This is a genomic window from Paracoccus fistulariae, from assembly GCF_028553785.1.
Lineage (GTDB): Bacteria > Pseudomonadota > Alphaproteobacteria > Rhodobacterales > Rhodobacteraceae > Paracoccus > Paracoccus fistulariae.
This window is the reverse complement of sequence record NZ_CP067137.1, coordinates 52,051-71,949: the sequence shown is the minus strand read 5'-3', so window position 1 is coordinate 71,949 and position 19,899 is coordinate 52,051. Positions and strand designations below refer to the sequence as shown.

The window sequence follows — 19,899 nt, the reverse complement described above, 5'->3', positions numbered from 1 at the left end:
GTGCTGCGTGCGGCGATCATGTCCGGCCTTGTGCTGCTGATCCTTGCCAGCCTGATGATCGGTGCCGCCGATCTGCGGGGCGGCAATGTCGACAGCTCTCTGCTGGTCATGGTCAGCCGCATTCCGCGCACGGCGGCGGCGCTGCTGGCCGGGGCCGGGCTGGCGCTGGCCGGCGCGGTGGTCCAGCTTGCGGTGCAGAACCGTCTGGTCGAGCCGGGCCTGACCGGCACGCCCGAGGCCGCGATGGCCGGTCTGCTGGCGGTGACGCTGATCGCGCCGGGCGCGCCGCTGATGGTCAAGATGATCGTCGCCAGCCTTGCCGCGCTGGTCGGGACATTCGGCTTTCTGCTGCTGTCGCGGCATGTGCCCCGGCAGGATCCAATGCTGCTGCCGCTGGTCGGGCTGATCTATGGCGGGATCCTGGGCGCGGGTGTGACATGGTTCGCCTGGACCGCCGATCTGGTGCAATATGTGGGCATCTGGCAGGCGGGCGAATTTTCGGGCGTGCTGCGCGGCCGATACGAGCTGCTGTGGCTGATCGCGGTCATGGCGGGGCTGCTTTACGTGGCTGCGGATCGCATCACAATTCTGGGTCTGGGCGATGATTATGCCCGCAGCCTTGGCCTGAACGCACGTCAGACGCTGCTGGTCGGTCTGGGCGTGGTATCGGCCACGATTGCGGCGGTGGTGGTGACGGTTGGCGCGCTGCCCTTTGTCGGGCTGGTTGTGCCCAATATCGTCTCGCGCTGGCGTGGTGATAACCTGCGCGCCAACCTGCCCGCGATTGCGGTTCTGGGCGGCGCCTCGGTTCTGGCGGCGGATCTGATCGGGCGGGTCGTGCGCTGGCCCTATGAGATCCCGGCAGGCACGATTTTCGCCGTTCTTGGCGCGGGGCTGTTCCTGTGGATGCTTTATGCCGCGCCAAGGCAGGCAAGCAGCCGATGATCCTGCCCGCGCGATATCGTCTGGCCCTGCTGGTCGCGGGCCTGGTGCTGGCGACCGGGCTGTTCATGGTCTGGGGCCTGCGCGCGCCCTATGGCTTTATCCTTGGCCTGCGGGCGACCAAACTGGCGGCGCTGGTGCTGGTCGGGGCATCGGTCGGCGCGGCGACGGTGATGTTTCAGACCGTCGCGCATAACCGCCTGCTGACACCGGGCATCGTCGGGTTCGACGCGCTGTTCGTGCTGTTGCAGACGACGCTGGTCATCCTGCTGGGAGGCGTCGGTTTCGTGACCCTGCCGCAGATCCCGAAATTTCTGATCGAGTCGCTGCTGATGACGGCCGCAGCCGTCGCGCTGTTCAGCCTTGTGCTGCGGCGCGGGGCCGATGACATGACGCGGCTGGTACTGACCGGGGTGATCTTCGGCATCCTGATGCGCGGGCTTTCGGGCTTCATGCAGCGGATCCTGGACCCGTCGGAATTCGCGGTCGTGCAGCAGGCCACCTACGCCACCTTTGGCGCGGTCGATCCCGCGCAGCTTGCCATTGCCGCGCCGATCTTTCTGGCTGTGCTGGCGCTGTCGATCCGCATCGCGCCGTCGCTGGATGTGGCCGCGCTTGGCCGGTCGCAATCGCTGTCGCTGGGCGTGGATCACGACCGGCTGGTGCTGCTGGCGCTGACGCTGATTTCGCTGCTGGTGGCGGTGGCAACGGCGCTGGCCGGGCCGGTGACCTTTCTGGGCCTGCTGGCGGCCAGCCTTGCTGCCGCCTCGATCGGGACCTATCGCCATCGCATCCTGATCCCCGCCGCCGCCACGGTCGGCGCGCTGATCCTTGTCTTCGGCCAGTTCATCTTCGAACGCCTGCTGGGCTTTCAGTCCACGCTGGCGGTGATCGTCGAATTCCTCGGCGGCCTTCTGTTCCTGTTCCTTGTCCTGAAAAGGCGCCCGGCATGATCCGTATCGACAGCCTTGACCTGAAACGCGACGGTCAGCCGATCCTGCAGCAGGTCACCGCGCAGATCCCGGCAGGCGGGCTGACCGCCGTGATCGGGCCGAACGGGGCGGGAAAATCCACCCTGCTGCATTGTCTGGCCGGGCTGCTGGCGCCGGATGCCGGTCAGGTTCAGGTGGCCGGTGCCGATATCACCGGGATGAAACCGCAGGAGCGCGCGCATCGGGTCGCGCTGTTGACCCAAAGCCCCGCCATCGTTCCCCGGCTCAGCGTGCGCGATCTGGTCGCCTTTGGCCGCTGGCCGCATCATCAGGGCCGGCCCAGGGCGCGCGACCACGATCTGGTGGATGAGGCGCTGGCGCTGTTTGACCTGAGCGCGCTGCAGGACCGCAAGCTGGACAGCCTTTCGGGCGGCCAGAGGCAGCGTGCCTTCGTGGCCATGGCCTATGCGCAATCGACGCCGTGGATGCTGCTGGATGAGCCGCTGGCGGCGCTGGACCCGCGCTATGCCCGCGATATCATGGAGCGGTTGCACGCCCTGTCCCGGCCCGGACCGGATGCGCGCGGGGTGGTGATCGTGCTGCATGATCTGGGCATGGCCGCGCGCTATGCCGATTGGATCGTGGGGCTGAAGGATGGTCGGCTGATCCATTCTGCGCCGCGACATGAGGCGATGACGACCGCGAATCTGTCGGATCTTTTCGACACCGGCCTGTCGGTGCAGATGCTGAACGAGCATCCGGTTGTCGTGCCGGTGTGAAATAAATTGCAATTTGGTAAAAAAGTGCGGAACCCGTGAAGCCTACGCGGCGTTGACGGGCTAGTTTTCCATTGCATGTCAGAGCGCAATGATTTTAACCAGTTCAAACCCGCCAGCGATGGCGGGTTTTTTTAATTTAGATCCACAACTTAAGATTGTAAATCCCCTTTTGTTCATTGCAAACATGTCGCATTTGCCCTGTCTTTGTAACGATCCTTGTATTGATCCTTGCGCCAAAGACACTTAGCACGCCGTCGAACAGGAAGGCGGACCATGTCAGACAAAGATCTAGAAGCCCGGCACCTTGAAACACTGGACCGCGACCTTGGGCGGTTCTCTAACCTGGAACATGCGGCGGCCTATGTGTCGCGCCCGCTTGTCGCTCCGGGCATTGCATTCATCTTTATCGTTCTGGTCGGGCTGGCCGCCGCGCTGTTGCTGGGATCGACCAGTCAGACGATGATCGTCGTGACCGCCGCCGTCTTCGGCGCCTATATGGCGCTGAATATCGGCGCCAACGATGTCGCCAATAATATGGGACCGGCGGTCGGGGCCAATGCACTGAGCATGGGCGGCGCCATCGCCATTGCCGCCATTTTCGAAAGCGCCGGCGCGCTGATCGCGGGCGGGGATGTCGTGTCCACAATCGCCAAGGGCATCGTCGCGCCCGAGGCGCTGAACACGCAGGCTAGCTTTATCTGGGCGATGATGGCCGCGCTGTTGGCCTCGGCCCTGTGGATCAACCTGGCGACCTGGATCGGCGCGCCGGTCTCGACCACCCATGCCGTCGTGGGCGGCGTGATGGGCGCGGGCATCGCGGCGGCGGGCTTTGGTGCGGTCGATTGGGGCCAGATGGGCGCGATCGCGGCAAGCTGGGTGATCTCTCCTGTCCTGGGCGGTGTCATCGCGGCGGCTTTCCTGTGGTTCATCAAGGAACGCATCATCTATCGCGAGGACAAGATCGCGGCGGCGCGGGTCTGGGTGCCGGCGCTGGTGGGCGTGATGGCGGGAACCTTTGCCGCCTATTTGGTGCTGAAAGGGCTGAAAAGGCTGATCCATGTGCCCTTCGGCATGGCGCTGCTGATGGGTCTGGTCATTGGCGTGATCTGCTGGCGCATCATGATCCCGGTCACCCGCCGCCAGTCGCAGGGGCTGGAGAACCGCAACAAATCGCTGAAAGTGCTGTTCGGGATTCCGCTGGTCGTTTCGGCCGCGCTGCTCAGCTTTGCCCATGGCGCCAATGACGTCGCCAATGCGGTCGGTCCGCTGGCGGCAATCGTGCATGCCTCGACCACGGGCGATTTCGCGGGCGATGTCTCGATCCCGCTATGGGTCATGCTGATCGGGGCCTTCGGGATTTCCTTCGGGCTCTGCCTGTTCGGGCCAAAGCTGATCCGCATGGTCGGCAGCCAGATCACCAAGCTGAACCCGATGCGCGCCTATTGCGTGGCCCTGTCGGCGGCGATCACGGTGATCCTGGCCAGCGCCCTTGGCCTGCCCGTCAGCTCGACCCATATCGCGGTGGGCGCGATCTTCGGTGTCGGCTTTTTCCGGGAATGGGATGCCGAGCGGCGCCTGCAAAAGGCTCGCATGGCGCTGCCCGCGGAAAACCAGATCTCGGCCGATGAACGCCGCCGGCGCAAGTTGGTCAGGCGGTCCCATGTGATGACCATCGGCGCGGCCTGGATCGTGACCGTGCCAGCGGCGGCGCTGCTGTCAGGCGTGCTGTTCTGGCTGCTGTCCAGGATCGCGCTGTAACCAGCGGGTGAGCCGGGGCGCGCCGGAACAACCGGCCTGCCCCTGCGTTACCTTGGCGAAGCCGGGACAGGCTTTGCGCAAGGAAAGGACTTCGTGATGGCCGATAGCCCCAAATAATGGAGGCGGTTTGCTTTGGGGTAGTTGGAATGATTACCCGAAAGTTACTATAGACGGGCGGACCTATGCCCAGATCGGAAATCGCCAGTATTCCCGTCACGCGGTTGATCGTATGCAACCAAGCGGTCTGGGAACCCCTGTAGGCGCTGACGGTCCCGGTCGGAATGTAACGCCCAATATGGTCGAGGAGGTGATCGGCTCAGGCACGCCAAGCATAACTGTCGTGGGCGGTGTCGAAAGGACAATTTACCGATCAGGAAATGTCAGCGTTGTGACGGAAAATGGCGGGAATACCATTGTCACCATTTTTGAGGCATAGCTCGCCATGAGTAGGTCGTTTATCTATCCTGATATGATGTCTGAGTTGCTGGATGCCTGCGAAAAGAAACTGTCAGGTTTGGTCAGTAATGATGAGTTACAACGAGTCGTTCAGAGAGCCGAACAAACAATTGTTGCGGTGGAAGAAAAGGACATTCGCAATCATCTGACGGGTATTGAAGTTGAACTTGAACTTATCAAGTTTACCGTCGAGGAGGCCGAACAGGCTTCTGCAGGACGGAAGGTCGCGAGTGATCTAATCAATTGGATTGAGGCGAGAGCCGCCGCTCAGTCAGCCGGTTCTGGTTCGACGTAGTTTGGCATAGCGATTGCGCAGTAATGTGTTCCGTCCCGATCTTGCACGATTGAAGCCCGCGCTGATCCGCACCAGTAGGCGTCGTCATCGTTTTGGATGAGTTGGATTGCGTCTTGGAAGTTTGCGGTATCGAGTTGCTGTTTTGTGAAATAGACGGCCCCGGCTGCGGCCAGTCCTGCGGCGATGATCATCCCCGCTGCCAGCGTGATCCAATCCCATTTTGATCGTTCGTCGCGGGCCTCAAAGCGGGAAGCGAGGCCCGCGAGGAGGGCTGTTTCCGAGTGGAGCTTGTTGGCCAGAGCCTCGAAGGCTCTGTTTGTGTTGCGCAGCTCGTGGTCGCGTTGGCGTTGGCGTTGAGGGCGCGGGCGAACTTCTCGGTGATCTCGCCCATGAAGGCGTTGTTGTTGTCGGCCACATGCTCGGCGAGGGCCTTGGGGTCGAGGGCACGGCGGGTTGTGTCGATGGCGGCTTTGAGGTCGCGGATATCGGCGGCGTATTCGGAGCGCTGCGCGAGGACGTCGGAGAGGACGGTTTTGGTCTGGCGGGTCTGGTCAGCCAGTTCGATGAGGGCGGCTTTTTGCTCGTCGCCCTTTGCGACGATGATCGCGAGAATATCGGCGATCTTGTCTTTGTCGGCAGGGGAGGGGTTGTCACTCATGAATTTGAAACCTGTCTTTGTTGTTCTTTTTTAGGTGTTTGATCCCAGGGTTTGATGGTGCGATCCTTTCTTTGGAATGGAAGGATGCCCTATGGGACAAGTTCGTCATGGCAGCGCCACGACCACGCACGCCGTCAGAGCAGCAATAATTAGGGTCGGCCCGCCATCGGTTCGAGGGTCAGCGAGAGTGTCCGGTCTTCTGTGGATGGCTGATTGGGTCCATGCTTCCTGAGAGGAGCAAGGACCATGACGATTTCGAACGAACTGCTGGACGAGCTGCTGAAAGGCTGCAAACGGCCTGAGGATCTGCTGGGCGACGCCGGACTGATGAAGGAACTGAAGATCCGGCTGATGGAGCGGATGCTCGGGGCCGAGTTGACGGCACATCTGGGCTATGAGGCTGGTGCGGAGCCGCCGGCTGAGCAGACCAACCGCCGGAACGGGATCGCGACGAAGAGGGTGAAGGGCTCGGACGGCGAGGTGCCGCTTTCGGTGCCGCGAGACCGGGAGGGCAGCTTCGAGCCCGAGCTGGTGAAGAAGGGCCAGACCCGGATCGATGGGGTGGATGACAAGATCATCGGGCTTTACGCTGCTGGGCTGTCGGTTCGGGACATCCAGGCCCACCTGGAAGATCTTTACGGCCTGCGGGTTTCGCCCGACCTGATCAGCCGCGTCACGGATGCCGTGCTGGACGAGGTCCGCGAGTGGCAGCACCGGGCGCTGGACCGGATGTATCCGATCGTCATTTTCGATGCCCTGCGCGTGAAGATCCGCGATGCTGACAGCCGGATGGTCAAAAACAAGGCCGTTTACATCGCCTTGGGCGTCACCCGGGAAGGGGATCGCGAGGTTCTGGGGCTCTGGATCGCCGACAACGAGGGCGCGAAGTTCTGGCTGTCGGTGATGAATGAGCTGCGCAACCGGGGCGTTCAGGACATCCTGATCGCGGTCGTGGACGGGCTGAAGGGCTTCCCCGAGGCCATCACTGCGGCCTTCCCCGAGACCACGGTCCAGACCTGCATCGTTCACCTGATCCGGCATTCGATGAACTTCTGCAGCTGGAAGGACCGCAAGGCCGTGGCGGCCGACCTGCGCCCGATTTACGAGGCCCCCACCGCTGAGCAGGCCGCCCGCCAACTGGGTGCCTTCGAGGAGAAATGGGCCGGGAAATACCCATCCATCGCCCCGGCCTGGCGCCGGGCATGGGCGGAAGTGACCCCGTTCTACGCCTTCAGCGCGGCGATCCGGAAGATCATCTACACCACGAATGCGGTGGAATCGCTGAACCGCGTGCTGCGGAAAACGCTGAAGACCAAGGGCTCGTTCCCAACCGAGGAGGCCGCAACGAAGCTGATCTTCCTCGCCATCCGCAACTTCGAAAAGGGCGGCCGCGCGGTCCGGGAATGGGTTGCGGCCCGCAATCAGCTGGCCATAATGTTCGCAGGGCGCTTCGACGCCTGAACGTATCTGAAAACCGCATGGGCCACATCAGATACACAGAGTTTCAGACACTCCCGGGTCAGCCCGAATGATCGCAAACTTCGCTCGCGCAGCTGAGCCGGGAGCTCGGCATCAACCCCAAGACCGTTGCGAAGTGGCGTGACCTGCCCCTGAACTTTCATCCAGCCGCGACCGGAGCCCGGTTAGTGTTTACGCCAATTGGCGCAGGTTGAGCAATCGCCCGACGCGCGGAGCTTTCATCTCGCGCAGCGGGGCGGGCGATTGCGGCGGTCAGGGTCCGCGCGTAGTCAGCCGGGGTCTGGTAGTCCAAGGCCGAGTGCGGGCGTTCGGTGTTGTAGTCGGCAGCCCAGGCGGCGATCACGATACGGGCATGGGCCAGGTTGCGGAACATGGTCTCGTTGAGCAGCTCGTCCCGCATCCGCCCGTTGAAACTTTCCACAAATCCGTTCTGCATCGGCTTGCCCGGGGCGATGTAATGCCACTCAATGTCGCGATCGGCGGCAAAGGTTAAGATCGCGTTACTGGTCAGTTCGGTGCCGTTGTCAGAGACGATCATCCCGGGCTTTCCGCGGCGTTCGATCAGGGCGGCCAGTTCTCGCGCCACGCGCCGCCCCGAGATTGAGGTGTCCGGGATCGCCGCCAAACATTCCCGGGTCACGTCATCGACGATGTTCAGCACCCGGAATCTTCGCCCGCAATCGAACTGGTCATGGACGAAATCCAGCGACCAGCGTGCATTGGGCCGCGCCTCGACCAGGATAGGGGCCCGTGTTCCGACCGCCTTGCGCCGCGCCTTCCGCTTGCGCACCGTCAGCCCTTCTTCGCGGTAGAGCCGATAGATCCGATTGATCCCCGAGGGCTCGCCCTCGCGGCGCAGCAATACGAACAAGCGCCGGTAACCGAACCGCCGGCGCTCGTTGGCCAAGTCCCGCAACCGACCGCGTAACGCCGTATCCGGCGCGCGTCGGGATCGATAGCGGATCATCGTTCGATCCGCGCCGACGATGTGACAGGCCCGCCGTTCCGAGAGGCCATGCTCGGCCCGAAGATACGCAACGGCTTCACGCTTCACGGCGGGCCCTACCACTTTTTTGCAACCAGGTCCTTCATCGCCGCCAGATCCAGCATCTGCTCGGCCAGCAGCTTCTTCAGCTTGGCGTTCTCATCCTCGAGCCCCTTCAGCCGCTTCGCCTCCGACACCGTCATGCCGCCAAACTTGGCCTTCCAGTTGTAGAAGGTGCCTTCCGACATGCCGTGCTTCCGGCACAGGTCAGCGCACTTCGCGCCTGCCTCATGCTCTGCCAGGATGCCGATGATCTGTTCGTCCGTGAATCTCGTTCGCTTCATTGTCCGTCCTCAAGTTGGGCCGGACTCTAATCGCATCTGGAGGAAAAATCCCGGGGCAGGTCAGGCGCAAGCGCGCAACGGTCGAGGATATGAAAACCGGGCCGTCCGAGCCGCGTTCCACCGTCCTCACCGAGGCCGAAGAGGCGATGGTCGTGGCATTCCGGCGTCATACGCTACTGCCGCTGGATGACTGTCTTTACGCTCTGCAGCCCTCGATCCCACACCTGACCCGTTCTGCGCTGCGCCGGTGCCTGCAGCGACATGGCATCTCGCGTCTGCCTGATGTGGAAGGAGACAAACCGAAGCGGTCGAAATTCAAACGCTACCTTATAGGGTTCTTCCACATCGACATCGCCGAGGTGCAAACCGCCGAAGGCAAATTATATTTGTTCGTCGGCATCGACCGGACGAGCAAGTTCGCTGTGACCCAACTCGTCGACAAGGCCGACAGGAAGACGGCTTGGGAATTCCTTCAGCACATGCTCGAAGCTGTGCCCTACCAGGTTCACACCATTCTCACCGATAACGGCATTCAGTTCGCAGAGCAGCCGCGGAACCGGAATACCATCTACTCCCGGCCGATGCGCTTCGACATGATCTGCGAGGCAAACGGGATCGAGCACAGGCTGACCAAGCCCAACCACCCATGGACGAACGGCCAGGTCGAACGAATGAACCGCACAATCAAGGAGGCCACAGTCAAGCGCTTCCACTACGACAGCCACGACCAGCTACGCACCCACCTCGCAGACTTCATGGCGGCCTACAACTTCGCACGAAGGCTCAAGACCCTGAGCGGTCTCATGCCTTACGAATACATCTGCAAGATCTGGACATCAGAGCCAGATAGATTCATCCTTAACCCGATCCACCAGATGCCGGGACTAAACAACTAGGACTGATATTCCCGGGCTTCAGGGGCAAACATTTGAAGGTTTGTCTCCAGTTCTCCGTCGGGAAGGCGGCTTGCAATCACTTGATGATCTTTACGGTACCAATCGGCCCATTAAATTACCTAATCCAAATCCAATTGCATCGAGACATGCAGAAGAAGATATTTTTAACGGTATCGCTCAGCAGATTGATAATTTTGGTCTGACAGCTTCACAGCTCAATGGACGCACTGTTAATATCCATATTTCGAATGCTGGGGGTGTCTGTAACGTTTGTTACCAAGGATTGGGGAACTCGACGGCAACTCCGGGTGTTATCCGCCAATTCAGTGAACGTTATCCGGGTTTGAACGTTCGTATTACGGCTGAAGGCGGAACAGTGCGTCCGGGCGTGGATTCCATCACGGTGCGTGGGGGCAGATTATTGACTGATTGGAGCAACTTCCTTCAAGAAGACGAATCTGACCAAGCTCGGTTTCTGTTGGATACGGCAATGTCTGCGTGGAACAAGGTGCATGAACCAGAAGACATAGTAAGGCAGTTTGTGATTATCTGACGTTAGGATATGAAGTCCTTGATGGTCGATTCGATAAACTGCCCCAACTCATTCGCTTTATCGAAGACCCAGATATGGAGCATGACTTTGGTGCATTTTTTGAGCGCATACAGCACAATGAAACCGCGTCTGCTGCTTTAGACTTGGCAAGTTATGCTTGTGGCTTTGTGTCAAGAACAGCTGCTAATGCTTCGGGGTATAGCCCGCTGCCTGATCCGGTTCTGGAGTCCTTGCCTGAAATTTATGAGTATTACCAAGGCCGGGCGAGCTTGTTGGGAGTTTGACTCTCAATCACTCTGATGCCGGTTCTGGTTCGACATAGTTCGGCATATGAATTGCACAGAACTTTGCGTTTGACTGGGCGTTGTTGCAGAACTCATCAGCTTCCGGGATTCACGGCGTGAATCCGGTGGGTTAAGAGCCTGCCATGAGCAAGCCCGAACCTGCCCGGTACCGTACGACCAACTGGAAATCCTATAACGACGCGCTGAAGCGGCGCGGATCGCTGCTCGTCTGGCTAGACCGGGACATGGACTGGCTTGCGCCGAAGGCAGGCAAGCCCGGACGTCCGCCGGTCTTCTCCGACGCCGCCATCCAGTTCTGCCTGATGATCAAGGTGCTCTTCGGCCTGCCGCTTCGGCAAACGACCGGAATGGTCGCCAGCATCCTCAAGGTGGCTGGTCTGGACTGGCCGGTCCTGGACTTCTCCACGCTCAGCCGCCGCCAGAAGACAATCGCGGTCCAGCTTTCGTCGCGCCGGGCTCCGGGCCCTCTGAACCTGCTGGTGGACAGCACCGGGATCAAGTTCCTGGGCGACGGAGAGTGGCTGGCGAGGAAGCATGGCACCCACCGCCGCCGCCAGTACCGCAAGGTCCATCTGGCGATGGACACGGCGACCGGCGACATCAGGGCGGTGGAATTCACCTCTAGCCGCGAGGGCGACAGCCCCGTGCTCCCTGATCTTCTGGACCAGATCCCGGAAGACGAGGAAATCGGCACCGTTACCGGTGATGGCGCCTTCGACACTCGTCGTTGCCATTCGGCGATCCTCGCGCGCGGTGGCACAGGGATCATTCCCATCCGCAGAAACGGCCGCCTCTGGAAGGAAGATTGCCCCGCCGCCTTGGCCCGCAACGACATCCTGAGGGCAACCCGGCGCCTCGGCCGGACGATCTGGAAAAGGTGGTCCGGCTATCATGTCCGCAGCCGGGTCGAGGCCCGGATGAGGAACCTGAAATCCTTCGGCGAGCGGATCGCCTCGAGGGACCCCGACCGCCAGACAGCCGAAATCCACATCCGCATCGCTCTCATCAACCGCTTCAACGCCCTCGGCACCGCCGAGATCGAACGCGTGGCCTGAACTCAGCTGGGGAAAGGGCAATCATGTCCTGAAGCCGACTTCTGCAACAATGCCGTTTGACTGGCTGTTGATGATTTGTCCTTTTGCTTGGCCGCACCAATAGGCGTCATCGTCTTGGGTGATGAGGCGGACTGAGCGGTCGAAGTCGTTTGCTCTGATCTGGTCCTTGGCGAAATACACCGCCCCGGCTCCGGCCAATCCCGCCGCCACGAGCATTGCTGCCGCCAGCGTGACCCAGTCCCATTTTGATCTTTGGTCGCGTTCTTCGAGCCGTTCGGTGATGTTTGCCAGCACGCGGCTTTCCATGTCCAGCTTGTCAGCTTTGGTGGCGATCTCCTTGGTAACGCTCCGGCGAGGGCCGTCTCCCATCTCTACGAGTTCCGCGTCGGTGATGCCGGTTGGGGACTGCCCGACCCGGAAGGGTTCTACGACGGTCCCATGGATGCGAAGAAGATGACCCTGGAAAAGCTGCTCAACGGCACCGCCACCAGGACGATCCAGTATGTCTACGACTTCGGCGATGACTGGGACCACAGTATCCGGATCGAGCGGGTAAACGATGCTACGCCGGGCGTCAGCTAGCCCCGGCTGCTGAAGGCCACCGGCGCCTGTCCGCCCGAGGATGTCGGCGGCGCCTGGGGCTACGAAGAGTTCCTCGAAGCTCTCGCCGATCCTGACCACGAGCAACACGAGGACATGGTGCGGTGCTCGGGAGTAGACTTCGACCCCGGAGATGCCGAAACTGACAGCATCATCGAGAGCTTCGACCGACTTGCCAAGAAATGGGCTCCGCGACCTCGCAAACCCAAGGCAGAGACGAAATAAAAGCCAGCCGCTACAGCCTACGCCGAATGCTTACTCTCCTTGGCGGCTGTGATGGCGCATGGCGTCGAGACCAGGACGCATCGCTATATTCCGCTGAACGATGTCGGCTCGACCGAAGGCGGCAAGGTCTGGATGTCCGCCAATGCGGCGCTGGTCCCCGTTCTGGAAGAGCAGGAAGAGGACGGAAAGCCGATCCAGCTGTAATCGGATTATCGACTGCCAAGGCCCGGTTCGCGCCGGGCCTTTTTGTATTCGCGCCTGTGACCAGGATCAGACGAGGAAGATGCTTCCGATAACGTCATCGGCGTCCAGATCCGGCCCCCGGACCAGCAGCACATCACCATTTCCGAAATCCACGGCAATGCCACGGGGCGTTTCGCCGATATCTGCCGCGTTCATGCCGCCTGAGAGCAGGCCCTCATCGATCATCAGCCGGTCCTGACCCGCGACAAAGCCGTTGATCTTGTCGCGACCGTCGCCTTCGCGAAAGACAAAGCTGTCCGCGCCGCCACCGCCCACAAGCACGTCATTGCCCTTTCCGCCGCGCAGCGTGTCATTGCCGGGTCCGCCGTTCACAAAATCGGCGCCATTGCCGCCATTCAGCCAGTCAGCGCCCCGGCCACCGAACATCCGGTCATTGCCGTTATCGCCGAACATGCGGTCATCGTTCAGCCCGCCGAACATCTTGTCGCGACCGCCGCCGCCGCGCATCAGATCATCACCGGCATTTCCAATCAGCCGGTCGTCGCCACGATGGCCCAGCAAGGTATCCGCGCCATGGCCGCCGCCCAGAACATCCGCCCCGGCATGCCCCAGTTGCCGGTCATCGCCCGCGCCGCCCAGCAGGGTGTCATTTCCGCCGCGCCCCGCCATCCAGTCATCGCCGCCCCGGCCTCTGGCAAGGTTGTCGGCCGCGTTCAGGCGGAAATCGTCGTTCCGACCGGTGCCGTCGCCATCGCGCGTGAAGACCCGTCCGTCAAAATCGTTCAGCCAGCCCGCGCGACCCTGCCCGGCGGCATTCACCCCGGGCGTATTGACGGGCGAGACCGCGCCGGGATCCAGGTCGATCTGGCCATCCGTTTTCGCGAAATTCTGCGTCGCCATCAGCACGGTGTAGCCGTTGAATTCGCCGACCTTCAGCCCGACCCCGATCAGGCCGACGCTGGTATTGGTGATATTCGCGTAATGGCCGGGGCTGTCCATCAGCATCTGGTGCAGGGTGTCGATCTCATCGCGGTAGGATCCGTCGTTGTTGACGCTGACATAGGCGATATTCTCGGCCGATACCCAGCTGCCCGAAAAATCGAAGCCGGCATCCCGCATCCGGTCGGTGGCCGAACTGTCCCCCTGCCCGGTATGAGAGAAAGTATCGGTGTCCAGCATCCAGGCGCTGTGACTGTCCGAGGCGCGATTCAGCGATTTTTCGATTTGAAGCGTCGACAGGTTCCGGTCCTGACGGGCCTGATTGATCAAAGAGACGAAATAACGTTCATCGGCGGTAGCGGATGCCATCAAAAACCTCGGCAGTTGGACGAATTTGCTGCCTCTCTAACCTTTTTTGCGCCGGGCGCCCCTCTTTTTTTAGTTACAATGCAAGATATTGCCGCAGGCGGTGCGTTCAGACAGCAAAGCCCCGCCGATAGCCCCCTGCCTTCCCCGAAAGAGGCGCCGCAACAACGCCGACCTCAGAGGTGTGGAATAATCTGGAGGCATCGATGCAAGACAAATGCGACATGTGCAATTTTCCGGCTTGAATTCGGACAGATACAGGGCGATACATTACGTTCGCGGAAGTTATTATCGTATTCCGGGTGCGCAATGGCTTGACCACAAGCTGCAGGCGCATAAAATTTTCCCCTCAAATCCAGTTCCTAACATCAGAGCTTCTTATGCAAACAGCGGCTGACCAGCATCCGATGGCACCTGGCCATCTGCCCGTCTTCGTCACCCCACCCGGAGAAACCGACGGGTTGATGACCTTTACCATCATCTTCATGATCGGGGCGATCTTCGCGACGGGGGTGCTGTACCTGCGGCTGCACTCGCTTCCCGAACAGCTGGCCCATGACAACAAGAAAACCCAGTTCGAGATCGTCGCCGTCCTGGGGCTGATCGCGCTGTTCACGCATAACAACATCTTCTGGATCGCCGCACTTCTGCTGGCATTGATCGATTTCCCCGACTTCCTGACACCGCTGCGTTCGATCGCGCGGTCACTGCGGCGGTTGGCCGTGGGGCAGCCGCGTGATCCGATGGCGCCCGAACAGCGCGCCAAAGAGGAGGCGCACTGATGCTGGAAGCCCTGCTGTGTTCGCTGATCACGATCCTGCCCGACTATCTCTATCGCCGCTATGGCCAGGGAAAGCGCTTCGGCAAGGAAATCACCATCTATTCCGTCTGGTTCGAACTGCGCTACGGGATCATGGCCTGTCTGATCCTGACGCTGTCGCTGATCACGATGATCTTCTATTACCACCCCTCGACCTCGAATGTGACCTCGGCCTATCGCACCGTGTCGATCCTGCCCGAGATCCGCGGCCGCGTGGCCGAGGTCTATGTCCAGCCGTTCCAGAAGGTGAAGGCCGGCGATCCGCTGTTCCGTCTGGACAGCAGCGCGCAGGAAGCCGCGGTCGATACCGCGAACAAGCGCGTGGCCGAGGTCGAGGCCTCGATCACCGTGGCGGAATCGGAACTGGTCTCGGCCGATGCGAAGATCGCGCAGGTTCAGGCCGCGCTGAAGCAGGCGCAAGAGGATCTGGACACGCAGCTGGCCCTGCAACGGCAGAATTCCAGCGTGGTGGCGCAGCGTGAAATCGACCGGCTGGAAAATGTCGTCGCGGGCAATCAGGCCGAACTGAATGCCGCCAATGCCGCAAAACAGACCCTGACCACCCAGATCCAGACCCTTCTGCCCGCCCAGAAGGCCAGCGCCGAAGCACAAGTCCGGCAGGCGCAGGACACGCTGGATGACACGCTGGTCACCGCCCAGATCGACGGCACCCTGCAACAGTTCACGCTGCGCGTCGGCGAGGTGGTCAACCCGGTCCTGCGCACGGCGGCCGGCGTGCTGATCCCCGAGGACGCGGGCCGCGAACGCATGGTCGCGGGCTTTGGCCAGATCGAAACCAACGTGCTGAAGGTCGGCATGGTCGGTGAGGTTAGCTGTATCGCCCGCCCCTTCAAGATCATCCCGATGGTCGTGGTCGAGGTGCAGGATGTCATCGCCTCGGGTCAGGTCCGGGCCAGCGATCAGCTTGTCGATGTCCAGCAGCTGGCGACTCCGGGCACGGTCACGGCCGTGCTGGAGCCGCTGTTCCCCGATCAATATGGCAAGATCCTTCCGGGCAGCAGCTGCGTGGCCAATGTCTATACCTCGACCCATGAGCAGCTGGAAAATGAGGATGTCGGCTTCTTCAAAGGCCTGTTCCTGCACGCGGTCGAGGCGACGGGGCTGGTGCATGCCATGATCCTGCGCATGCAGACCGTGGTTGCCCCCGTCAGAACGCTGGTGCTGTCGGGCGGCCACTGACGTCTGACGAACGCGACTGGGCCGCACATCGCCGGATGCGTGGCCCGGTCCGCTCTGCAAAAAGTGAACTGGCGGGCGCAGATTTATTACCTTGACCGCGCGCGTCTGGACTAGATTGCCGAAAAACCACGCGGCAGGCAGATATGAAGCGCAGGATGAAACGGCTGGCTCTGGCCCTTACGGTCAGTCTTGGATTGCTGATCAGCTATCTTGGCATCTTGCAGATCAGCGGCAATTTTCACGAAGTCAGCGCGGGCACCGTTTATCGCGCCGCGCAGATGGACGGCCAGGCGCTGGCCCGGTGGAAGCGCGAATATGGCATTGCCAGCGTGCTGAACCTGCGCGGCGAAAATACCGGCGCCGACTGGTATGAAACCGAACGCGCGGTCGCCGACCGGCTGGGCATCGCACATATCGATTTTCGCATGTCGGCCAGCAGGCAGCTTGACGGCGAACAGGTCCAGCGGCTGATCGCCGTGATGAAAGACGCGCCCAAACCGATGCTGATTCATTGTCAGGCGGGGGCGGATCGCACGGGACTGGCAGCGGCGCTTTATGTCGCGGGGATTGATGGCGGGGACGAATCCGCCGCCGAACGGCAACTGTCCTTGCGCTATGGTCATATCGGTCTGCCCTGGATCAGCAAGGCATGGCCGATGAATGAGACCTGGGAACGGATGGAGGCCTGGCTGGGCTTTCCCGACAGCTAGGGCCGCCCGATCCGAAGGGCAGGAATAGCCGACCTCCGACAGCCCGCAACAACGTCTTGCAATCGTTTTCAATTCAATGCAGGCTGCGTTTTCAGGGGGGATTATCTTATGCATACAATTCAGGGGCCGGGCCTGTTTCTGGCGCAGTTTATCGGGCAAGAGGCCCCGTTTGACAGCTGGGACGGCATAACCCGCTGGGCCGCCGATTGCGGCTATCTGGGCGTGCAGGTGCCCGTGGGCGATGTGCGCATGCTGGACCTGGACCGCGCCGCCGACTCGCAGGATTACCGCGACGAGTTTCTGGGCATCGCGCAGCAGAACGGCGTGCAGGTGACAGAGCTTTCAACCCATCTGGAAGGGCAGCTGGTGGCCGTGCATCCGGCCTATGACAGCGGTTTTGACGCCTTTGCCCCGGCCGATCTGCGCGGCAACCCCAAGGCCCGGCAGGAATGGGCGGTGGGCCGCGTCGCCAAGGCCATTCGCGTCAGCAACCTGCTGGGTCTGGACCGGATGGCCAGCTTTTCCGGCGCGCTGGCCTGGCCCTATCTCTATCCCTGGCCGCAGCGCGCACCGGGCCTGGTCGAGGCCGCCTTTGACACTTTGGCCGCGCGCTGGCGTCCGCTGCTGGATCTGGCCGAGGAAAAGGGCGTCGATATCTGCTATGAGATCCATCCGGGCGAGGATCTGCATGACGGCGTCACCTTCGAGATGTTTCTGGATCGTGTGAACGGTCATCCGCGCGCGAACATGCTGTATGACCCGTCGCATTACGTGCTGCAGCAGCTGGACTATCTGCAGCATATCGACATCTATCACGACCGCATCCGGATGTTTCACGTCAAGGATGCCGAATTCAACCCGACCGGGCGGCAGGGCGTCTATGGCGGCTATCAGTCCTGGGTGGATCGCGCCGGGCGTTTCCGCAGCCCGGGCGATGGTCAGGTGGATTTCAAGCAGGTCTTTTCCAAACTGACCCAATATGGCTTTGACGGCTGGGCCGTGGTCGAATGGGAATGTGCGCTGAAACATCCCGAGGACGGCGCCCGCGAAGGGGCCGCCTTTGTCCGCGACCATATCATCCGCGTCACGCCGCATGCCTTCGACGATTTCGCGGCCAGCGCGGTGGACCGCAACGACATTGAAAAAGCATTGGGGATTACATGAAACCAGTTCGTCTTGGCATGGTCGGCGGCGGCAGCGGCGCCTTTATCGGCGCGGTTCACCGCATCGCGGCGCGGATGGATGGCCGCTTTGATCTGGTGGCCGGGGCGCTGTCCTCGGACCCTGACCGCGCGGCCCAAAGCGCCGCCGAGCTTGGCATCCGCTCTTACAGCGATTTCACCCAGATGGCCGAGGCCGAGGCCGCCCGCGATGACGGGGTCGAGGCTGTCAGCGTCGTCACGCCCAACCATATGCATGCCGCCCCCGCCATCGCCTTTCTGAATGCGGGCATCCATGTGATCTGCGACAAGCCGCTGGCCGCGACGGCGGAGCAGGCCGCGCAGATGGCGCAGGCGGTGCGTGCGGGCAAGGCGCGCTTCTTTCTGACCCATAACTATTCCGCCATGCCCATGGTGCGCGAGGCCCGCGCGATGGTCGCCGAAGGCGCGCTTGGCGATATCCGTCTGGTGCAGGCGGAATATCTGCAGGGCTGGCTGGCGGATCAGACCAGCAACAAGCAGGCCGATTGGCGCACCGATCCGAAACAGGCGGGGGCCGGCGCGATTGGCGATATCGGAACCCATGCCTGGCAACTGGCGGCCTTTGTGACCGGCCAGACGCCCGACACCCTGTCGGCGGATCTGTCCAGCATGGTTCCGGGCCGCGCGGTCGATGACGATGCCCGCATCGCGCTGCGCTATGGCTCGGGCGCCAAGGGCGGTATCTGGGTGTCGCAAGTGGCGGTCGGTCAGGAAAACGGCCTGTCGCTGCGCCTCTTTGGCACCAAGGGCGCGCTGGAATGGCGGCTGCGCCACCCCGAAGAGTTGATCTATACCCCGAAGGACGAAGCGCCGCGCATCCTGACCCGCGCCCAGGATCGCAGCGCCAGCAGCCGCACCCCGCCCGGCCATCCCGAGGGCTATCTGGAGGGTTTCGCCAATCTCTACAGCGATATCGCCGCCGTCATCCGGGGCGATCGCAGCGTCGAGGATCGCATTCCGGGCATTCAGGACGGGCTGTCCGGCATGGCCTTTATCGCCGCCTGCCAGAACTCTGCCCAGCAGGACGGGGCTTGGGTCAAGGTCCAGATCTGATCCGCGAAAGCGTTTCGGGTTGAAATTGAAGCCGTCCTGCTTCGCGTTGAGCGCCTGCCGTTGGGCAGGTGCAGCGGATATGTATCAACCTGAACCCGAAAAGCTCTAGCACATAAGCGACGCCATCAGGCAGCCCATCCGCTGCACCTCATCGTTATGGGCCTGCTCCACCTGCGCGATGCCCTAACGGCCGCTTTCAGAGTCCATATTTGACAGATTAGGACATTTGTCCTAACCTTGATTGCATCGACCCTGCAGAGGCCTTCATGTCACGATCAGCGACGCGCGAACGTATCGAAGAAAAGGCAGATGCCCTCTTCTACGAGGCAGGTTTCGAGGCAACATCCTTTGCGGATATTGCGAGTGCGATCGGGATCTCTCGCGGGAATTTCTACCATCACTTCAAATCCAAGGACGAGATTCTGGAGGCGGTGATCACCCGTCGCCTTTCGGCCACGCAGGCGATGCTGGAAGCCTGGGACACGGACGCCGCACCGAAAGACCGGATTTTGTCTTTCATCCGCATCCTGATCACCAATCGGACCAAGATCATGGCGTTCGGTTGCCCGGTCGGGACGCTAACGACCGAACTGGCCAAACTGGATCACATCGCAGAGGCGCGCGCCGCCCAGATTTTCACCCTGTTTCGCGACTGGCTTGCCGATCAGTTCAGGGCGCTTGGGCACCGGGACGACGCCGATGCGCTGGCGTTGCATGTCCTGGCCCGCTCGCAAGGCATCGCGGTGATGGCCTCCGCCCTCAAGGATGAGGCATTCCTGAGGGCGGAAGTCGCTGCACTGGAGGCGTGGCTTGACCAGCTTCCCGATCACACCCCAACGAAAGGCTAGACGCCGTGTTCATCATCTATCTTCGATTCTCCGAAAACAGATCAGCCGCCGCAGAGTTCATGCCGGCCCATAACGCATGGATCGCCCGGGGTTTCGAGGACGGCATTTTTCAATGCGTCGGCTCGCTGACCCCGGAAGGCGGCGGCGCGATACTGGCGACAGGAGAGAGCCGCGAAGAGATCGAGGCGCGGATCAATGCCGATCCGTTCGTAGAACATAATGTCGTCCTGGCCGAGATCGCGGAGGTCGACGTCAAGAAGACAACGCCCGCGCTTGACGTGCTGAAAGCCTGAAA

The 19,899-nt window shown here is 61.5% G+C and carries 21 protein-coding genes and 2 pseudogenes; 19 read left to right on the top strand and 4 right to left on the bottom strand.

Going from position 1 to position 19,899, the window contains the following annotated elements:
- The first annotated feature begins 18 nt into the window (after positions 1-18).
- From JHX87_RS18280 to JHX87_RS18260, 5 genes are all read left to right on the top strand, one after another.
- On the top strand, positions 19-945 hold the full coding sequence (locus JHX87_RS18280) for an ABC transporter permease (protein ID WP_271886826.1): 927 nt from the start codon (positions 19-21) through the stop codon (positions 943-945).
- The gene (locus JHX87_RS18275; RefSeq protein WP_271886827.1) at positions 942-1,895 is read left to right on the top strand and encodes an iron chelate uptake ABC transporter family permease subunit; all 954 of its coding nucleotides are present in this window, start codon (positions 942-944) and stop codon (positions 1,893-1,895) included. The genes JHX87_RS18280 and JHX87_RS18275 overlap by 4 nt, the downstream gene beginning before the upstream one ends.
- Complete coding sequence (locus tag JHX87_RS18270; protein ID WP_271886828.1) at positions 1,892-2,653, top strand: ATP-binding cassette domain-containing protein; 762 nt, start codon at positions 1,892-1,894, stop codon at positions 2,651-2,653. The genes JHX87_RS18275 and JHX87_RS18270 overlap by 4 nt, the downstream gene beginning before the upstream one ends.
- A 273-nt stretch (positions 2,654-2,926) precedes the next feature.
- Positions 2,927-4,411, top strand: a complete 1,485-nt coding sequence (locus JHX87_RS18265) for an inorganic phosphate transporter (RefSeq protein ID WP_271886829.1) — start codon at positions 2,927-2,929, stop codon at positions 4,409-4,411.
- Between the two features lie 442 nt (positions 4,412-4,853).
- Positions 4,854-5,162: a hypothetical protein gene (locus JHX87_RS18260; protein WP_271886830.1), complete on the top strand. Its 309-nt coding sequence runs from the start codon at positions 4,854-4,856 to the stop codon at positions 5,160-5,162.
- A gap of 187 nt (positions 5,163-5,349) precedes the next feature.
- Here JHX87_RS18260 and JHX87_RS18255 read toward each other — a convergent pair whose 3' ends face one another.
- Positions 5,350-5,820: a hypothetical protein gene (locus tag JHX87_RS18255; RefSeq protein WP_271886831.1), complete on the bottom strand. Its 471-nt coding sequence runs from the start codon at positions 5,818-5,820 to the stop codon at positions 5,350-5,352.
- Positions 5,821-6,066: 246 nt separating this feature from the next.
- Here JHX87_RS18255 and JHX87_RS18250 point away from each other — a divergent pair, with 246 nt between their 5' ends.
- A complete protein-coding gene (locus JHX87_RS18250; RefSeq protein WP_272833674.1) occupies positions 6,067-7,281 on the top strand; it encodes an IS256 family transposase in 1,215 nt (404 codons plus the stop codon).
- A 157-nt stretch (positions 7,282-7,438) separates the two neighbouring features.
- Here JHX87_RS18250 and JHX87_RS18245 read toward each other — a convergent pair.
- Positions 7,439-8,628, bottom strand: a protein-coding gene (locus JHX87_RS18245) for an IS3 family transposase (protein ID WP_140849566.1) whose coding sequence is annotated in 2 segments (ribosomal slippage) — positions 7,439-8,376 and positions 8,376-8,628 — 1,191 coding nt in all. Because the reading frame shifts where the segments join, the coding sequence is not laid out codon by codon here.
- Positions 8,629-8,693: 65 nt separating this feature from the next.
- On the opposite strand from JHX87_RS18245, the pseudogene JHX87_RS18240 reads away from it, so the two are divergent.
- The 4 genes and pseudogenes from JHX87_RS18240 to JHX87_RS18225 all read left to right on the top strand — a co-directional run.
- Positions 8,694-9,524, top strand: a pseudogene (locus JHX87_RS18240) (IS481 family transposase); the annotation flags it as partial.
- 70 nt (positions 9,525-9,594) lie between these two features.
- Positions 9,595-10,077 (top strand): hypothetical protein, encoded by a 483-nt coding sequence (locus JHX87_RS18235; RefSeq protein WP_271886983.1) that lies wholly within the window; start codon positions 9,595-9,597, stop codon positions 10,075-10,077.
- 74 nt (positions 10,078-10,151) lie between these two features.
- Positions 10,152-10,361, top strand: a complete 210-nt coding sequence (locus tag JHX87_RS18230) for a hypothetical protein (protein ID WP_271886984.1) — start codon at positions 10,152-10,154, stop codon at positions 10,359-10,361.
- Between the two features lie 143 nt (positions 10,362-10,504).
- On the top strand, positions 10,505-11,437 hold the full coding sequence (locus tag JHX87_RS18225; protein WP_271886989.1) for an IS5 family transposase: 933 nt from the start codon (positions 10,505-10,507) through the stop codon (positions 11,435-11,437).
- A 21-nt stretch (positions 11,438-11,458) separates the two neighbouring features.
- Here the strand turns inward: JHX87_RS18225 and JHX87_RS18220 are convergent, their stop codons facing one another.
- The gene (locus JHX87_RS18220; RefSeq protein ID WP_271886900.1) at positions 11,459-11,806 is read right to left on the bottom strand and encodes a hypothetical protein; all 348 of its coding nucleotides are present in this window, start codon (positions 11,804-11,806) and stop codon (positions 11,459-11,461) included.
- On the opposite strand from JHX87_RS18220, the pseudogene JHX87_RS18215 reads away from it, so the two are divergent.
- Positions 11,690-12,262, top strand: a pseudogene (locus tag JHX87_RS18215) (plasmid pRiA4b ORF-3 family protein). The gene JHX87_RS18220 and the pseudogene JHX87_RS18215 overlap by 117 nt on opposite strands.
- A 51-nt stretch (positions 12,263-12,313) precedes the next feature.
- Positions 12,314-12,466: a hypothetical protein gene (locus JHX87_RS18210; RefSeq protein ID WP_271886898.1), complete on the top strand. Its 153-nt coding sequence runs from the start codon at positions 12,314-12,316 to the stop codon at positions 12,464-12,466.
- Between the two features lie 66 nt (positions 12,467-12,532).
- On the opposite strand, the gene JHX87_RS18205 is transcribed toward JHX87_RS18210, so the two are convergent.
- Positions 12,533-13,774 (bottom strand): CAP domain-containing protein, encoded by a 1,242-nt coding sequence (locus JHX87_RS18205; RefSeq protein ID WP_271886897.1) that lies wholly within the window; start codon positions 13,772-13,774, stop codon positions 12,533-12,535.
- Positions 13,775-14,151: 377 nt separating this feature from the next.
- Between JHX87_RS18205 and JHX87_RS18200 the strand changes: the two genes are divergently transcribed.
- The 7 genes from JHX87_RS18200 to JHX87_RS18170 all read left to right on the top strand — a co-directional run bounded on the left by JHX87_RS18200 (position 14,152) and on the right by JHX87_RS18170 (position 19,897).
- Positions 14,152-14,553, top strand: a complete 402-nt coding sequence (locus JHX87_RS18200; RefSeq protein ID WP_272833952.1) for a hypothetical protein — start codon at positions 14,152-14,154, stop codon at positions 14,551-14,553.
- A complete protein-coding gene (locus JHX87_RS18195) occupies positions 14,553-15,791 on the top strand; it encodes an HlyD family secretion protein (RefSeq protein WP_271886895.1) in 1,239 nt (412 codons plus the stop codon). The genes JHX87_RS18200 and JHX87_RS18195 overlap by 1 nt, the downstream gene beginning before the upstream one ends.
- A gap of 155 nt (positions 15,792-15,946) precedes the next feature.
- Entirely contained in the window at positions 15,947-16,501 is a 555-nt protein-coding gene (locus JHX87_RS18190) for a dual specificity protein phosphatase family protein (RefSeq protein WP_271886894.1), read from the top strand.
- A gap of 108 nt (positions 16,502-16,609) precedes the next feature.
- A complete protein-coding gene (locus tag JHX87_RS18185) occupies positions 16,610-17,665 on the top strand; it encodes a sugar phosphate isomerase/epimerase family protein (RefSeq protein ID WP_271886893.1) in 1,056 nt (351 codons plus the stop codon).
- Positions 17,662-18,756, top strand: a complete 1,095-nt coding sequence (locus tag JHX87_RS18180; RefSeq protein ID WP_271886892.1) for a Gfo/Idh/MocA family protein — start codon at positions 17,662-17,664, stop codon at positions 18,754-18,756. The genes JHX87_RS18185 and JHX87_RS18180 overlap by 4 nt, the downstream gene beginning before the upstream one ends.
- 266 nt (positions 18,757-19,022) lie before the next feature.
- Positions 19,023-19,604 carry a TetR/AcrR family transcriptional regulator gene (locus tag JHX87_RS18175; RefSeq protein WP_271886891.1) on the top strand — a complete coding sequence of 194 codons (582 nt, stop codon included), beginning with the start codon at positions 19,023-19,025 and terminating at the stop codon, positions 19,602-19,604.
- A gap of 5 nt (positions 19,605-19,609) precedes the next feature.
- Positions 19,610-19,897 (top strand): YciI family protein, encoded by a 288-nt coding sequence (locus JHX87_RS18170; protein ID WP_272833951.1) that lies wholly within the window; start codon positions 19,610-19,612, stop codon positions 19,895-19,897.
- Positions 19,898-19,899: the final 2 nt, after the last annotated feature.

What these genes read in the sequence shown, in the direction of transcription:
- JHX87_RS18230 (WP_271886984.1), top strand. Translation starts at nt 10,152, where the DNA reads ATGGAGCATGACTTTGGTGCATTTTTTGAGCGCATACAGCACAATGAA.
- JHX87_RS18270 (WP_271886828.1), top strand. Translation starts at nt 1,892, where the DNA reads ATGATCCGTATCGACAGCCTTGACCTGAAACGCGACGGTCAGCCGATC.
- JHX87_RS18200 (WP_272833952.1), top strand. Translation starts at nt 14,152, where the DNA reads ATGCAAACAGCGGCTGACCAGCATCCGATGGCACCTGGCCATCTGCCC.
- JHX87_RS18265 (WP_271886829.1), top strand. Translation starts at nt 2,927, where the DNA reads ATGTCAGACAAAGATCTAGAAGCCCGGCACCTTGAAACACTGGACCGC.
- JHX87_RS18195 (WP_271886895.1), top strand. Translation starts at nt 14,553, where the DNA reads ATGCTGGAAGCCCTGCTGTGTTCGCTGATCACGATCCTGCCCGACTAT.
- JHX87_RS18280 (WP_271886826.1), top strand. Translation starts at nt 19, where the DNA reads ATGTCCGGCCTTGTGCTGCTGATCCTTGCCAGCCTGATGATCGGTGCC.
- JHX87_RS18260 (WP_271886830.1), top strand. Translation starts at nt 4,854, where the DNA reads ATGAGTAGGTCGTTTATCTATCCTGATATGATGTCTGAGTTGCTGGAT.
- JHX87_RS18205 (WP_271886897.1), bottom strand. Translation starts at nt 13,774, where the DNA reads ATGGCATCCGCTACCGCCGATGAACGTTATTTCGTCTCTTTGATCAAT.
- JHX87_RS18210 (WP_271886898.1), top strand. Translation starts at nt 12,314, where the DNA reads ATGGCGCATGGCGTCGAGACCAGGACGCATCGCTATATTCCGCTGAAC.
- JHX87_RS18185 (WP_271886893.1), top strand. Translation starts at nt 16,610, where the DNA reads ATGCATACAATTCAGGGGCCGGGCCTGTTTCTGGCGCAGTTTATCGGG.
- JHX87_RS18180 (WP_271886892.1), top strand. Translation starts at nt 17,662, where the DNA reads ATGAAACCAGTTCGTCTTGGCATGGTCGGCGGCGGCAGCGGCGCCTTT.
- JHX87_RS18250 (WP_272833674.1), top strand. Translation starts at nt 6,067, where the DNA reads ATGACGATTTCGAACGAACTGCTGGACGAGCTGCTGAAAGGCTGCAAA.
- JHX87_RS18255 (WP_271886831.1), bottom strand. Translation starts at nt 5,820, where the DNA reads ATGAGTGACAACCCCTCCCCTGCCGACAAAGACAAGATCGCCGATATT.
- JHX87_RS18175 (WP_271886891.1), top strand. Translation starts at nt 19,023, where the DNA reads ATGTCACGATCAGCGACGCGCGAACGTATCGAAGAAAAGGCAGATGCC.
- JHX87_RS18190 (WP_271886894.1), top strand. Translation starts at nt 15,947, where the DNA reads ATGAAACGGCTGGCTCTGGCCCTTACGGTCAGTCTTGGATTGCTGATC.
- JHX87_RS18220 (WP_271886900.1), bottom strand. Translation starts at nt 11,806, where the DNA reads ATGGGAGACGGCCCTCGCCGGAGCGTTACCAAGGAGATCGCCACCAAA.
- JHX87_RS18225 (WP_271886989.1), top strand. Translation starts at nt 10,505, where the DNA reads ATGAGCAAGCCCGAACCTGCCCGGTACCGTACGACCAACTGGAAATCC.
- JHX87_RS18275 (WP_271886827.1), top strand. Translation starts at nt 942, where the DNA reads ATGATCCTGCCCGCGCGATATCGTCTGGCCCTGCTGGTCGCGGGCCTG.